Origin of the sequence: Empedobacter sp. UBA7252, from assembly GCF_002472765.1 — a bacterium.
In the GTDB taxonomy this organism is placed as follows: domain Bacteria; phylum Bacteroidota; class Bacteroidia; order Flavobacteriales; family Weeksellaceae; genus Empedobacter; species Empedobacter falsenii_B.
Window position 1 is genome coordinate 29057 of record NZ_DKSQ01000011.1, and the last position, 15977, is coordinate 45033.

General features: G+C 32.8%; 14 protein-coding genes. 4 read left to right on the plus strand and 10 right to left on the minus strand.

Translation table 11 applies throughout. The annotated features are described in order from the left end of the window. Positions 1-47 precede the first annotated feature (47 nt). Positions 48-1529, minus strand: a complete 1482-nt coding sequence (locus B2X73_RS02485; RefSeq protein ID WP_038332873.1) for a hypothetical protein — start codon at positions 1527-1529, stop codon at positions 48-50. 148 nt (positions 1530-1677) lie between these two features. Between B2X73_RS02485 and B2X73_RS02490 the strand changes: the two genes are divergently transcribed. The 4 genes from B2X73_RS02490 to leuB are packed head-to-tail and all read left to right on the plus strand — an operon-like array spanning position 1678 to position 5961. After that, a complete protein-coding gene (locus B2X73_RS02490) occupies positions 1678-2853 on the plus strand; it encodes a 2-isopropylmalate synthase (protein ID WP_221855341.1) in 1176 nt (391 codons plus the stop codon). Further along, positions 2850-4235: a 3-isopropylmalate dehydratase large subunit gene (leuC, locus tag B2X73_RS02495; RefSeq protein WP_221855339.1), complete on the plus strand. Its 1386-nt coding sequence runs from the start codon at positions 2850-2852 to the stop codon at positions 4233-4235. Before B2X73_RS02490 ends, leuC begins: the two co-directional genes overlap by 4 nt. Positions 4236-4247: 12 nt before the next feature. Then, positions 4248-4850, plus strand: coding sequence for a 3-isopropylmalate dehydratase small subunit (gene leuD, locus B2X73_RS02500; protein WP_219034380.1), 603 nt, complete (start codon positions 4248-4250; stop codon positions 4848-4850). Continuing rightward, a complete protein-coding gene (gene leuB / locus B2X73_RS02505) occupies positions 4837-5961 on the plus strand; it encodes a 3-isopropylmalate dehydrogenase (protein WP_286494786.1) in 1125 nt (374 codons plus the stop codon). The genes leuD and leuB overlap by 14 nt, the downstream gene beginning before the upstream one ends. An 82-nt stretch (positions 5962-6043) precedes the next feature. Here leuB and groL read toward each other — a convergent pair whose 3' ends face one another. The 9 genes from groL to miaB all read right to left on the minus strand — a co-directional run bounded on the left by groL (position 6044) and on the right by miaB (position 15958). Beyond that, positions 6044-7669, minus strand: coding sequence for a chaperonin GroEL (gene groL, locus B2X73_RS02510; protein ID WP_125349630.1), 1626 nt, complete (start codon positions 7667-7669; stop codon positions 6044-6046). Between the two features lie 103 nt (positions 7670-7772). Beyond that, entirely contained in the window at positions 7773-8051 is a 279-nt protein-coding gene (locus tag B2X73_RS02515) for a co-chaperone GroES (RefSeq protein ID WP_125349629.1), read from the minus strand. Between the two features lie 155 nt (positions 8052-8206). After that, a complete protein-coding gene (locus B2X73_RS02520) occupies positions 8207-10528 on the minus strand; it encodes a zinc-dependent metalloprotease (RefSeq protein WP_125349628.1) in 2322 nt (773 codons plus the stop codon). Positions 10529-10530: 2 nt separating this feature from the next. After that, entirely contained in the window at positions 10531-10956 is a 426-nt protein-coding gene (locus tag B2X73_RS02525) for a hypothetical protein (RefSeq protein WP_125349627.1), read from the minus strand. A 91-nt stretch (positions 10957-11047) separates the two neighbouring features. Then, positions 11048-11398 (minus strand): preprotein translocase subunit SecG, encoded by a 351-nt coding sequence (secG, locus tag B2X73_RS02530; protein ID WP_038332909.1) that lies wholly within the window; start codon positions 11396-11398, stop codon positions 11048-11050. A gap of 4 nt (positions 11399-11402) precedes the next feature. Continuing rightward, positions 11403-12605 (minus strand): tetratricopeptide repeat protein, encoded by a 1203-nt coding sequence (locus B2X73_RS02535; protein ID WP_291064631.1) that lies wholly within the window; start codon positions 12603-12605, stop codon positions 11403-11405. Positions 12606-12628: 23 nt separating this feature from the next. After that, positions 12629-13138, minus strand: a complete 510-nt coding sequence (locus B2X73_RS02540; RefSeq protein WP_115001709.1) for an LptE family protein — start codon at positions 13136-13138, stop codon at positions 12629-12631. A gap of 1 nt (position 13139) precedes the next feature. Further along, positions 13140-14411, minus strand: coding sequence for a sigma-54 interaction domain-containing protein (locus B2X73_RS02545; protein WP_125349624.1), 1272 nt, complete (start codon positions 14409-14411; stop codon positions 13140-13142). Positions 14412-14512: 101 nt separating this feature from the next. Further along, positions 14513-15958, minus strand: a complete 1446-nt coding sequence (gene miaB / locus B2X73_RS02550; protein WP_291064629.1) for a tRNA (N6-isopentenyl adenosine(37)-C2)-methylthiotransferase MiaB — start codon at positions 15956-15958, stop codon at positions 14513-14515. Between the last annotated feature and the right edge of the window lie 19 nt (positions 15959-15977).

Here is a 15977-nt window from a genome sequence, read left to right on the forward strand (position 1 = left end):
TGATAAACACTAAATTTTTAAAATTATTTTATGCAGATAATTTAAGTCTAAATTTTATCCTCCATCCAACGTCTAAGATTAATGTAATTGGTATTTCTTCGCAACAAATTTTGATTGTCCGAATCTTTCAAAAAATCATCTAATTCTCTGAAAGCTTTTACTTTTTCATGTGGGTACAAATCATTCAATTCAATAAAAAATAAACTAATTTTTCGTGTAATAATATTACTATTTTTCATCTTTTTGCAGAATTGATGCGTTTTGTACGAATATGTATCCAATTCTTGATCATTCCCAGAATCATACAAATTCATCATAATCAAAACCAAGGTGTAAAAATGTAAATCTTCTTGAATTGACGCTTCACTATTGATTATTTTTTGACAATACTCGAACGAATTATCCCAATCTTTGTTTAAGAAATAATAGGCAGCAATTTTTAGATAAAGCACCAAAATATGATGATTATCGATTTTATGATGATGCGATTTAATTTCGCGTAAAATATCTTTAATCAAAAATGGACTAATATTTTCTTTCGGATTAATGAAAAAATAATTCAGTTTGCTATTAAATTTATTGATAAACCAAAGCGCTTCCACATTATCATTTTGAGGCAAAATCTCGTAAACAGATTCTAATTTATCAAACCAAAATTTAAATTCTTCAGAATTTTTTTTCAGGTATAAGATCTTTAATAAATAGCTATTTCCTTTAATAAACCAAACTGGATGACTAAGAATTCGTTCTTTTTTCTCGTAAAATAATTCAACCCATTTTTTCGAAAATTCATAGGCAGAGTGTAGGTTTTGCGTTAACATCGACAACCAAACATTTGCTTTGTAAAACCACAGTTTCTCTTTGAATTTTAATTTCTTAAAATCGATATTTTTTGTTTCCGAATCAAAGAAATTCTGAATTTTTTGAATTTCATCATCATCTTTTGCGTATCCATTCTCGAGCAAAATACTATACAATTTTAGCGATAAATTAGACAATTTACTTGCTTGTAAATTCTGTAAACTCAATTCCTCCGATTGTTCAATCAACTGATCTGCACGACCAGAAATACTTCGTGTAATGAATTGTGATTCGATAATTTTTTCGAGTTCTAAAATATCATAAGCAATGGCTTTTTCGTCAAAATCTAAGGCTTGAGTTTTGGCTTTGTCCAACATTTTTAGACTTTGTTTGTGTAAGCCTTTTTGATACAAAATCGTAGCAAAATCAAACTGTTCACGTATTTGCATACGCGAATTTTGTTGCGAAGGATTCATTCTCAAGCTAAACAAAATTTGTTTGTACAAATGCGCTTTTAGATTAGATAATTGTTGTTTCGTGGTAATTTTTTTCTTCAAAATAGCCGTTTCATCATATTCTTCCAACTTATCCAATGCTTCAAATAATAACAAAAATTTTGCATCTGCATTAATTTGCAGACGATTTACATAAAGTTTGAATTGACGTTTTTCGGAACGATTAAGTGACTTTATTAAACTAAATAGTGCGTCTTTGTTATGATTTGACATTGTAATTAAATTATATATAATGTATTGAAAATAAAATGATTATGATAAATATTTTAGCTTTAAGAATTGTAAAACACTTTTCAATTTGAAAATTTAAAGTTAGTACAATTTTAATTTTACATCACAATAACAAACAAAACTAATTGCAATGAGTGCTGAGAAGATTCAAATTTTTGATACGACACTGAGAGATGGAGAGCAAGTGCCGGGGTGTAAGTTAAACAAAAAACAGAAGTTAGAAATTGCGGCTCGATTGGACGAATTAGGCGTTGATATTATCGAGGCTGGTTTTCCAATTTCAAGTCCTGGAGATTTCGAAGCCGTAAATGCAATTTCAAAATTAGTGAAAAATGCCACAGTTTGTGGTTTAACTCGTGCAAACAAAAAAGATATAGAATCTGCAGCTAAAGCTTTACAATATGCCGTAAAACCAAGAATTCATACCGGAATTGGAACTTCGGATTCTCATATTATTCACAAATTTAATTCGAATCGTGAAGCGATTATCGAACGTGCAGTTGAAGCGGTTGCATATGCAAAAACATTTGTAGATGATGTTGAGTTTTATGCTGAAGATGCAGGAAGAACGGATAATGCTTTTCTTGCTCAAGTTTGTGAAGAAGTGATAAAAGCTGGTGCGACGGTTCTTAATATTCCAGACACAACGGGTTATTGTTTGCCTTTTGAGTATGGAAATAAAATTAAATATTTAAAAGATCATGTTCAAGGAATTGATAATGTGATTATTTCTTGCCACAATCATAACGATTTAGGTTTAGCGACAGCGAATGCAGTTGCAGGAGCTATAAATGGAGCACGCCAAATAGAATGTACAATTAATGGAATTGGTGAGCGTGCTGGTAATACGGCCTTGGAAGAAATCGTGATGATTTTTAGACAACACAAAGAATTGAATTTTTATACAGATATCAATGCTCAAATGTTAACAGAATTAAGTCAATTAACTTCTGAAACAATGGGAATGATGGTTCAACCAAACAAAGCAATTGTAGGATCGAATGCTTTTGCGCACAGTTCTGGAATTCATCAAGATGGTGTGATTAAAAACCGTGAAACATACGAAATTATCAATCCAGCAGATGTTGGAGTTAATGAATCCTCTATTATTTTGACAGCTCGTAGCGGGCGTTCGGCGTTAGCTTATCGTCTAAAAGATATCGGTTTCGATACATCTAAAAATGAATTAGATATTTTATATGAACAATTTTTAGAAATTGCAGATTTGAAGAAAGAAGTTGTTCGTGAAGATTTACTTGGATTAATGCATCAGTTTAATCAAACATCACAGAGAAAATTCGCATGAGAACATTATTCGATAAAGTGTGGGATGCCCATGTTGTCAGCCAAGTAGAAAATGGACCACAAGTGATTTATATTGATAAACATTTAATTCACGAAGTAACAAGTCCACAAGCTTTTGCAGAATTAGAAGCGAGAAATATTCCAATTTTTCGACCAAATCAAATTGTTGCAACTGCGGATCACAATGTACCAACGATTAATCAAGATAAGCCAGTTCGAGATCCATTATCAAAACAACAATTAGAGCAATTAGCGATTAATTGCGAAAAAAATAATATTACTTTTTATGGTTTAGGTCATCCGTATCAAGGAATTGTTCACATTATTGCGCCAGAATTGGGTGTTACGCAACCAGGAATGAGCATGGTTTGTGGCGATAGTCACACATCTACGCATGGAGCTTTTGGAGCAATTGCTTTCGGAATTGGAACAAGTCAAGTTGCACAGGTTTTTGCTAGTCAATGTTTGTTGATGAATAAACCAAAATCGATGCGAATTACAGTTAATGGAAAACTGAATCCAAATGTTCAACCAAAAGATGTGATTTTGTATATCATTTCTAAAGTTGGAACAAATGCAGGAACAGGTTTTTTCTGTGAATATGCAGGAGATGTTTTCGAGAATATGTCGATGGAAGGTCGAATGACAGTTTGTAATATGTCGATAGAAATGGGCGCTCGTGGCGGAATGATTGCACCAGATGAAACAACTTTTGCTTATTTAAAAGATAAACCATTTGCACCGAAAGGAGAAGATTGGGAGCAAAAAGTAGCATATTGGAAAACTTTACCAAGTGATGCTGATGCAATTTTTGATGAAGAAATAGAATTTGACGCTGCGGATATTTATCCAATGATTACGTTTGGTACGAATCCAGGAATGGGAATTTCGGTGAAAGACAGTATTCCTTCTAAAGATTCGTTAAGCGATAATGAAAAAGAATCGTTTGAAAAAGCGTTGAAATATATGGGATTCCAAGATAATCAATCAATCATCAATCATCCAATTGATTATGTGTTTATCGGAAGTTGTACAAATGCAAGAATCGAAGATTTGCGTGAAGTAGCAAATTATGTGAAAGGAAAACAGCGCAATGAAAATGTAACTGCGTGGATTGTTCCGGGATCGAAACAAGTAGAAAAGCAAGCGATAGAAGAAGGTTTGGACAAAATTTTTGAAGCCTCTGGATTCAGATTGCGCGAACCAGGTTGTTCGGCTTGTTTGGCGATGAACGACGATAAAGTTCCAGAAGGAAAATATTGTGTTTCGACTTCGAATAGAAATTTTGAAGGACGTCAAGGTCCAAATTCTCGTACATTATTAGCAAGTCCTTTGATTGCTGCTGCTGCTGCAATTCACGGAAAAATTGTTGATATCAATTAAAATTTACTCAAAATGGATTCAATCAATCAATTAAAATCATCGGCTGTTCCGATTAAAATAGAAAATATAGATACCGATCAAATTATTCCAGCTCGTTTTTTGAAAGCGATTAGTAGAGAAGGTTTTGGAGATAATTTATTCAGAGATTGGCGATTTAATCAAGATAATCAATCAATTGATAATTTCCCGCTGAATGATTCAAAATATGCTGGAAAAATATTAGTTGCAGGTAAAAATTTTGGTTGTGGAAGTAGCCGAGAACACGCTGCTTGGGCAATCAAAGATTACGGATTTGATGTGGTAATTAGTAGTTATTTTGCAGATATTTTCAAAGGAAATGCATTGAATAACGGAATTTTACCAATCGTTGTTTCAGATGAAATTTTAAATCAAATCTTTGAGATCATCGATCAAAATCCTTCAACAGAATTTGAAGTTAATTTAGAAAATCAAACCTTAAAAATTCAAGATCAAACCATCAACTTTGATGTTGATTCTTATAAAAAAATCTGTTTATTAAATGGATATGATGACATTGATTTTTTAATCAGTCAAAAAGATAAAATAGAAACTTACGAACAAAACCATAAATCTTTACAACATGAAAACGCATAAAATTGCAGTACTTTCTGGCGATGGAATAGGACCAGAAGTCGTTTCGGAAACAATAAAAGTTCTGAAAGTCGTTGAACAAATTTTTAAATATAATTTCGAATTTGAGGAAGCTTTGATTGGTGCAATTGCGATTGACGAAACGGGAAATCCTTTGCCTGATGCGACATTGCAATTATGTAAAGATGCAGATGCGGTTTTGTTTGGTTCTATTGGTGATCCAAAATATGACAATAATCCGAACGCTAAAGTTCGTCCCGAACAAGGTTTGTTAAAGCTAAGAAAGGAACTTGGTTTATTTGCAAATATCCGTCCAATCAAGGCTTACGAATCTTTGTTGGGGAAAAGTCCATTGAAACGTTCGCACATCGAAGGAACAGATATGGTTATTTTTCGTGAATTGATTAATGGAATTTATTTCGGAGAAAAATTTACAGCACAAGATGGTTCTCATGCGTATGATACGTGTTCGTACAACAGAAAAGACATTGAGCAAATTACACATTTAGCTTTTCAGGAAGCAATGAAGCGTCGCAAAAAAGTAACGTTGGTAGACAAGGCAAATGTGTTGGATACCTCTCGTTTATGGCGAAAAGTTGCGATGGATATTAGCCAAAAATATCCTGAAGTTGAATTAGATTTCTTGTTTGTTGATAACGCAGCGATGCAATTAATTATCAATCCAAAACAATTTGATGTGATTTTGACAGAGAATATGTTTGGTGATATTATTTCGGACGAAGGAAGTGTAATTGGAGGAAGTATAGGTTTGTTGCCTTCGGCTTCTATTGGTACAGAAAATGCATTGTTCGAGCCTATTCATGGTTCGTATCCACAAGCAAAAGGAAAAGGAATTGCAAATCCGATGGCTTCTATTTTGAGTGCCGCAATGATGTTGCGTTATTTGGGATTGGAAGAAGGAGCAAAAGCAATAGAAAATGCGGTGGGAAATGCGATTAATAATTTGATTGTAACTTCAGATTTAGATGAAACGAGCGATTATTCGACGTCTGTTGTAGCAAATTATATTGCGAAGATATTATTGAGCGATCATGATCATCATTCATATTTTAATTTTGAAAATGTATTGATGGGGAAATCGACGATTATATAGTTTTTATTATTTATGACTTAATGAAAAAGCCATTCAGAGTTCTGAATGGCTTTTTCTATTGTATATTTTTATGAGTTGATGATTACATCATTCCTGGCATTCCACCTCCCATTGGTGGCATAGCTGGCTCATCTTTTTTAATTTCTGTAACAACCGCCTCAGTAGTAATTAACATACCTGCAACAGAAGCAGCGTTTTCTAATGCAACACGAGCGACTTTAGTTGGATCAATAACTCCAGCCTCGATCATGTTTACATATTCGTCAGTTTTTGCATTGTATCCGAAATCTCCATTTCCTTCTTTTACTTTTGCAACAACTACAGAACCTTCACCACCAGCGTTGTGAACGATTTGGCGTAATGGTTCTTCAACTGCACGCGTTACTATTTTAACACCTGTAGCTTCGTCAGCATTTGTAGTATCGATTGTTAAGTTAGATAAAGCTCTAACAAAAGCAACACCACCACCAGCAACGATACCTTCTTCTACAGCAGCACGAGTTGCGTGTAAAGCATCATCAACACGGTCTTTAATTTCTTTCATTTCAACCTCTGAAGCAGCACCAACGTATAATACAGCAACACCTCCAGCTAATTTAGCTAAACGCTCTTGTAATTTTTCGCGGTCATAGTCAGAAGTAGTTGTTTCTACTTGTGCTTTAATTTGGTTAACACGAGATTTGATTTGCTCTGCATCACCAGCACCATTAACAATAGTTGTATTGTCTTTGTCGATAACTACTCTTTCAGCAGTACCTAACATTTCTAAAGTAGCAGTTTCTAACGTAATTCCTTGCTCTTCAGAAATAACTGTACCTCCTGTTAAGATTGCTATATCTTGTAACATCGCTTTTCTACGATCTCCAAATCCTGGTGCTTTAACAGCAGCAATTTTTAAAGAACCTCTTAAACGGTTCACTACTAAAGTAGCTAAAGCTTGACCTTCAACTTCTTCAGAAATAATTAAGAATGGACGTCCTGATTGAGCAACTGGTTCTAATAAAGGTAAGATTTCTTGTAAGTTAGAGATTTTTTTCTCACATAATAAGATGTAAGGATTCTCTAATTCAGCAATCATTTTATCTGCGTTTGTAACGAAGTAAGGAGATTGATATCCACGATCGAATTGCATTCCCTCTACAACGTCAACGTAAGTTTCTGTTCCTTTTGCTTCTTCAACAGTAATTACTCCTTCTTTTCCAACTTTAGAAAAAGCTTCTGCGATTAATGATCCAATAGTATCATCGTTATTTGCAGAGATAGAAGCAACTTGTTTAATTTTTTCTGATGAATCACCAACTTCTTGAGATTGCTCTCTTAAGTTAGCAACGATTCCAGAAACAGCTTTATCAATACCACGTTTTAAGTCCATTGGGTTCGCACCTGCAGCAACGTTTTTCAAACCTTCGCGAACGATAGCTTGAGCTAAAACTGTAGCAGTTGTAGTACCATCACCTGCAACGTCGTTTGTTTTAGAAGCAACTTCTTTTACCATTTGAGCACCTAAGTTTTCGATTGGATCTTCCAATTCGATTTCTTTTGCTACAGAAACTCCGTCTTTTGTTACATGTGGAGCACCGAAAGATTTTTCTAAAACTACGTTACGACCTTTTGGTCCTAATGTTACTTTAACTGCATTTGCTAATGCATCAACACCTCTTTTTAAAGCGTCTCTTGATTCAATGTCGAATTTAATATCTTTTGCCATTTTTTTTATAAGTTTTGTTGTCTTAAGTCTTAAGTCGAATATAATTAAAAATAAAAAAATAAGTTACTTTGTACTTAATACATTTTACTAATTACAACTAAATTTAGATGATTGCCAAAATATCAGCTTCACGCATGATTAAATAGTCCTTTCCTTCTAATTTTAATTCAGTTCCTGAATATTTTCCGTAAAGAACTTTGTCTCCAATTGCAACAGTTATTGGTTCATCTTTTTTACCATTACCAACTGCTACAACGATTCCTTCTTGAGGTTTCTCTTTTGCTGAATCTGGGATAATAATTCCTGATGCTGTTTTAGTTTCTGCAGGAGCAGGCTCAATAACCACTCGATCTGCTAATGGTTTAATGTTTAATTGTGACATATTTGTATTTTTATTTTAATAATTGATGGTTTTAAATAAACGAAAAACGTGCCAACACACAATTTCTGCCATTATGGATAAGTTAATTTCACTCCTTAAAACAAAAATGCCAAGTTGTATGACAACTTGGCATTTAAAGTGATTTTTATGAATAATTATTTTTTGATAATCACTTTTTTCGTGAATTGTTCGTTACCTGCTTCAATCGAAACAATGTAAACACCATTTGATAAACTAGATAAATTAACTTGTTGAGATTTCGAAGAATTCAATTTGTTTGAGTAAACTGTTCTTCCTGCTAAATCTGTCACCGTAATTTTACCTGTTGTAAATGAGTTTGTAAAATCTAAATTGATTATTCCATTTGAAGGATTTGGAGAAATCGTACCTAAATCTTTTCCTTTTATATCATTTGTAGTTAAAGAACTTTCTATAGAAAAATCAGTAGAGTTAACAGCTAAGAAAACGTTATCAATAGCTTTAATCATAATTCTCGCTTTATTAGTAATTCCTAATCCTGCAGGAACTGTGAATGTATAAGAACCGTTGTTCGGAACTGATTCAGCTAAAACATAATCAAATGTTTTTCCTCCATCAACCGATAATAAAATTTTTACATTTTGTGTGTCAATACCGTTTGCATCAGTTCCTGCAACATTCCAAGTAATTGTAGCAGTGTTATCTTGTTTCCAATTTTCTGCAATTGATTGCGAAGTCACTTTGAATGGACCAAAATTTAGAAAGTTTAACTGAACATTTTGTCGAGCGGTTAATCCAACTTCAGAATTATTGTCACGAACTGTTACAGAGAAATTCATTGTACGAGGAACTGAAGGAATGACTTCCCAATTGTTTTTATCGTAATTTGAAACGTTTGACAGATATAGATTTGTTTGAAATACTAATTCATTTGAAATAATTTTTTCTAAACGAGGAAAATAGCGAATTCCAACTTTTTGTGGAGAGAATGATCTGAAATTTGGGCCTTGAGAATTAGAGGAAATAGGAGGAAGTGATTTAATAGAAGTTTCAGAAACTTCAGGATTCATCTGCTCCCAAGAATATGTTAATTGATCATTATTTGAGTCAGTGGCTAATGTTTCTAAAGCAAATGCAGTTGAAATTGGAATGTTATATTTTGTTTTCAAGTTAGAAGCTATAATAGGTGCAGCATTAGTTGTTGTAACGAATTGTCCACAATTCACATAATTTAGCACTTTTGCCATTTCTTCTAAACTTTTTGTATGGAAATATGCATCACTTTGATTTTGTACGTTTGGTGAACAGATACCAGTGTAAGCCATAATTGTAGAACCACTTCCAGGTTCAACAGAACTGTTAAGTGTACGATTACAATTGTTGTTTTGTGTATGGTAGGCACCTAATTGATGACCAATTTCGTGGGCAGTATAATCAATATCAAAAGCATCCCCAATAGGAACTATTGTACCAGTCACTCCTCCTGCTTTTGCTCTATCATTACAAACTGCTGGCGTATTGGCTAATCCATTTGAATTATTATCATCATTCACTTGAAAAAATAAATGACCAATATCGTAGTTAGCAACTCCAATAACATTATTTGTAACAGTAATATTTTCCTCAAGATTGTAATTTGCTGCAGAATTAGAATTAATATTAGGGTCTTGGAAAGAATCAGAATCAATAAAAAATAATTGATCAGTATTTGGAATTAATTCTAAAAAAACACCAACATCATTTTTTAAAACGCCATTAATTCGTGTGAGTGATAAATTGACTGCAGCTAATATTGACGCTTTCTTTTGAGCTTCTGTACCAGATGATAAATTAGCTTGTTTGATTACAAAATCTGAATACTCAGTCGTTGTTGTAATGGCTAATCTAAATTTTCTTAAACTTCCATTTTGAGTTGCTGTTCGAGAAGATTGTTTAATAGTTTCAAAATTCAAATTATCTATCCCAAGAGCACTTTCAGAAGGTTCTGTAGCACATTTGAAAGAATTTGTATTAACTAAATCTTTTTTATCATACACAATATATGACGCTTTATTTTTGGTGTAAGCGTCTATTAACACTGTTTTATTGCCGTTTGAAACTAAACCATACAAACCAAATTGAGGAGATAAACTAAAATTGATTTTCTCTGTCAAATCATTTGTATTGTATCCAGAAAAAGATTTTATATCTGGGTATTTAGTTTGTAATTCAGGAGATAAATTTGAGGTTTCTACAATACGATATGTATTAAACTTTCCGTTCTCAGTTGGAAATTTTAATAAAAAATTTTGTTGATTCGTATTGTTTAAATAGTTCACCAAATTATCATAAGCTAAGTCTAATTTAACCGATTTAGTTGGTATATGTGCTCTTGGATTTAATTGCTCTTTAGAAATATTTCCTTTCGCATTGGTAGTTTTCCAAAAGTTTTGTTGAGCAAATAAGTTTGTGCTAAATGCAAGACAAATAAGTAAATATTTAGATGTATATTTTTCCATTTTTATTTAGTTTTTACTAAAATCTTCTCTACAGATTTAGGTACAATCATCATCAATAAATTTGAAGAATCTTGTGTTTGATTAATTCCTTTTATAGGTGTTAAATGTAAATTATAAATCTTTTCATTACCAGTAATAGAATCAATATTATATGAATTAATATGTTTTTGAGGAATCAAAATTATTTGATTTTGTTCATAATCAATAACGAAACGAGGTAATGATTTATTGTAATCTTTTGGTAATGTGGCATACATGTTGTTTAATTCAGTTTCATTTTTGAAGAAATGTGTTCCTGATAATTCATATTGCGCAGAAAAAGTTGTGAGTAATTGATAATTTTCTTTTGGAATTTTCTGATATACTTTTTGACCAACACAGCTTATAAAAGTAAGTAAGATGGTTATAAATGAAACGAATGTTTTCATAATTTAGGTTTTGATAAATTTAAAGATAATATTAATCAATCAACAAAAAAAGCCTCACAATTTGTGAGGCTTGTATATTTTCTTATCAAAATTACTTCGCTGGTTGAGCTGGTAATTGATTTTGACTTGCTCCGTTTGCAGCAGGTTGCGTTGGTAAATTATTAGCTGGTGCCGTAACATTTGGCTTAATTGGTTTTATCGCATTTGGATTTTCATGCGAAGCACTTGCTCCAATAATCAATACGATTACAGCGATAAATAATCCCCAAGTTGTGTTGTCTAAGAATTTATTCGTTCTTTGAACTCCAAACATTTGGCTTCCTCCGCCACCTCCGAAAGTAGAAGATAATCCTCCTCCTTTAGGGTTTTGAGATAATACGATTAGTACTAATAATACACATAAAATCATGATAATAATCATGAAAAACTGAAATAGTCCCATTTTATTATTTAGAGTTTTTTAAATTTTCAATTTCTTTAATTCGATTTGCAAATAAACTATTTTTTTCTGGATATTTCAAAATTAATATCTTATAAGCTTTAATTGCCTTATCATATTTTTTTTGCTCAATATAAATTTGAGCCAAAGTTTCGGTCATCAAATCCGAATATTCTTCCGTATTCTGAACGAAATTTGATGGTGTGTTAACTGGTGTAATATCCGTTTTTTTCATCGGAACGATTTTCGGATTTTTTTCCAAAAAGTCATCAATCAACTTATATTTTATTTCTCTTTCAGCAGTTTCTTGCTCTTCCTCAATCTCTTGTTGAGTTTTTGATTGAGAAGGAACTTTCTTCAACCAATCCGAAAAAGAGAACGTCGAATCATCCGAATTATTTTCAATGATCTCTACTTTTTCTTCAACCATTTCAGGTTCAGATTCTTCAATTACTTCAGCATTTTCAGACAATCCTTCTACAATTTCTTCTTCCTGATTATCTTCAATTATTTCAATTACCTGCTGAGGTTCAGATTCAATAATTTCAATTCCAGAAGTTTGTTGAACAGCATTTTCGATATCATTCTCAGAAGTTAAATTTTCTTCTTTCGAATTATTTTCTACCACAACTTTATTCGTGATTTCAGCAACTTCGTTCAATTCTTCATCCGAAATAATATCAACAACATGATCCGTTCTCAATTCAGATTCCTCTGTATCATTTTCGATCATTCCGTCTACAATATCTTCATTGATTTCTTCTGAATTAGTTTCAGAAATAACTTCAATTTCTTTGTTTAATTCTTCTTCTATTATCTCATCAATAACTTCAATTGTTTCGTTATTGTTTTCGATGATTTCTGAAGTAGAATTTTCTAAAATAGGTTCAGAAATAAATTTGTTTTCAGCTAATTCTTCCACTTTTTCTTCTACCATTTCAGGAGAAATAGTTTCAGTTTTTGTTTGAATTTCTTTCTGAATTGGTTCCGAATTGATGTAATGATACAAATCGACACGATTGCTGCTGTGAATTGACGTTTTGTTCAAATAATCCTCAAAAGAAGGATGATTTTCCTTTTTCAAACCATAAAGTAACAATGCACGCAATGTGTAGAAATACGGATATTTTTCTACTTCTTTTTTAAGAAGTGGAATGTCCGATTTCTCGACTTCGTACGGATGTGCTACTAAATATTCAATTCTGGTCATTGCTCAAATATAAGGTTATTTTTTTACCAATCCATCGCAATAGACGCAAAAACTTGGTCGCGAATATCATCAATAATTAATGGAACAATTGACGATTCTACAGCGCTTAACATAGCATTTCCGTCATATAATTGGAAAGCAGAAAATGTTCTGTCATAACTTTTTGATTCGTCTTTATTGTTGATATATCGAACTTTTACATAAATTGTCAAACGGTTTTTTGCTGCAATATCATTCGATTGAATTGCTTCTGGAACAACGTCGTATCCCGTAATTTCACCTTCGATAATTAAGTCAGAATTTTCGTTTGAGTTTAACTTCAACTTCGTTCTACTTCTAAAAATATCTTGAATGGCAATCGTTAAATCTTGACTTAAAGTAGGATTTTGTTGAGGTGCGTAATTCGGGAAAGTTGCCACATAAATTGTGTTCCAATCTGGTTGAATTGCAGCTCCCGAAAGTGAATATTTTATACATCCTGTTAAACTAAAAATAGCAAAAATACTAAGGATGAATAGTTTTATTTTGTTCATATTACAAATGATATTGTTTGATTTTTCGGTACAATGTTCGCTCAGAAATTCCCAATTCGTCAGCCGCCATTTTACGTTTTCCTTTGTGTTTTTCTAACGCCAATTTTATCATTTCCTTTTCGTTATCCTGTAATGAAAGCGATTCTGGTTCTTCGATTGGACTTACATCATATACATCGTTCGAATAATCGTATTGCGATTGTTGATAATTTGGTGTAATTGGAGCAGATTTCGTTGGAACCAAATTATATTGACTTGGCACAAAATCTTCTTCTGGTTCGTTTTGATCTTGATAAACGCGCTGAATCAATTCTTGCGTGTTGCCATTAAAATCTTCAACATCTTTGTGTTTGATCAAATCTAATGTTAAAGCACGTAAATCGTTCAAATCTTTTTTCATGTCCAATAAAACCTTGAACAATAATTCTCGTTCCATAAAATCAGAAGAACTTCCATCTTTTGATTTGTTTGTAACCGTTAACATTGTTGAATTATTGGGTAATAATTCCATGATTTTTTCTAACGAAATCACGCGGTCTTTTTCAACAACAGAAACTTGTTCAGCAAAATTTCTCAATTGACGCACATTTCCCGGCCAAGGATAATTCGCAATATAATTTTGGGCTTCTGGAGAAAGCTCGATATGAGGCATTCTGTATTTATTTGCAAAATCTGAAGCAAATTTTCTGAACAATAAATTAATATCTTCTTTTCGCTCGCGCAAAGCTGGAATATCAATTTGAACTGTATTTAATCGATAATATAAATCTTCTCGAAATTTACCTTTTTCTACCGCTTCTTTCAGTTTTACATTGGTTGCTGCAACTACACGAACATTCGTTTTTTGAAGTTCCGAAGAACCAACTTTCATAAATTCGCCTGATTCTAAAATACGTAATAAACGTACTTGTGTAGCTAAAGGTAATTCTCCAACTTCATCTAAAAAAATAGTTCCGCCATCTGCTACTTCAAAATAACCTTTACGTGTTTGTGTTGCACCTGTAAAAGCTCCTTTTTCGTGTCCAAATAATTCAGAATCTATTGTTCCTTCTGGAATCGCACCACAGTTCACTGCAATATAATTGTTGTGTTTGCGCGCCGATTGATTGTGAATGATTTTCGGAATAAATTCTTTACCAACACCACTTTCTCCGATAACAAGAACAGAAATGTCGGTAGGTGCAACCTGAATCGCCTTTTCTAAAGCACGATTCAAGGCTATATTATTTCCAATGATTCCAAAACGTTGTTTGATAGTTTGTAAAGAATCCATTTTTTTATTTTTTAGGTTTTCGAAATTGAAATTTTCAATCTCATCAGTTTTTTGATTTGAAAAATGATACTGAAAAAGTTCAGTATAACAAGTTGAAAAAATTAATCTTCAATCATCTCACCAATCAAAGTAGCCGTTGTACAGCTATTTGCTTTTACGTTTACAAAATCTCCTATTTTAGTTCCTTCTACTTTAGGGAAAACTAAAACCGCGTTTTGTGTATTACGTCCGTACCAGAAATTTTCGTCACGTTTAGAGTTTCCTTCAATCAAAACTTCATGAGTTTTTCCAACATAACTATTCATACGCTCTGCAGAGTGTTTTTGTTGCATTTCGATGATTTCTTGTAAACGACGTTTTTTATCTTCTGGTAAAACATCATCAGGCATTTTTTTGTGCGCTGGCGTTCCTGGACGCTCAGAATAAGCGAACATATAACCGAAATCATATTTCACATATTCCATTAACGATAATGTATCTTGATGTTCTTCTTCTGTTTCGCCACAGAAACCTGCAATCATATCGTGAGATAAAGCACAATCTGGAACGATACGTCGAATTTTATCAATCAATTCGAAATATTCTTCACGAGTATGTTGACGATTCATACGTGCTAAGACAGTAGTAGAACCCGATTGAACAGGTAAGTGAATGTATTTACAAATATTTTTGTGTTTCGCCATCATTTGCAATACGCCTTCTTCCATATCTTGTGGATTAGAAGTTGAAAAACGTAAACGAATGTTAGGAAACTGCGTAGCAACCATGTCTAATAATTGAGCAAAATCTACAGCAGTCGCTTTCTGAATATCAGTTGCATTTTTGAAATCTTTTTTTGGTCCTCCACCATACCATAAATATGAATCGACATTTTGACCTAAAAGTGTAATTTCTTTGTAACCAGATTCTGCTAATTCTTTACATTCATTCAAGATTGAGTGAGGATCACGAGAACGCTCACGACCACGCGTAAAAGGAACAACACAGAATGTACACATGTTATCACAGCCACGAGTAATCGTAACAAAGGCTGTAACGCCATTTCCACCTAAACGAACAGGAGAAATTTCGGCATATGTTTCTTCTTTTGATAATTGTACGTTTACCGCATCACGACCATCTTCTACATCGTTGATTAAGTTTGGTAAATCGCGGTAAGCATCTGGTCCTACAACGATATCTACTAAATGTTCTTCTTCTAAGAATTTATGTTTCAAACGTTCCGCCATACAACCTAAAACTCCAATTTTAAGACTTGGATTTTGTTTTTTGATTGCGTTTAAAGTTCCTAAACGTTTACGAACTGTTTGTTCCGCTTTTTCACGAATAGAACAAGTGTTTAAAAGAATTAAATCTGCTTCGTCAACTTTTTGAGTGGTTTGATAACCTTCGTTATTTAGAATAGATGCAACAATTTCACTATCCGAGAAATTCATTTGACATCCGTAACTTTCTAAGAATAATTTCTTTGTTGCATTACGAGTAGGAGCAGTCATCAAAGCCTCTCCTTGTCTTGCTTCATCTATATGTTTTTCTTCTGTATGCATTCTAAAATGGATATTTTAT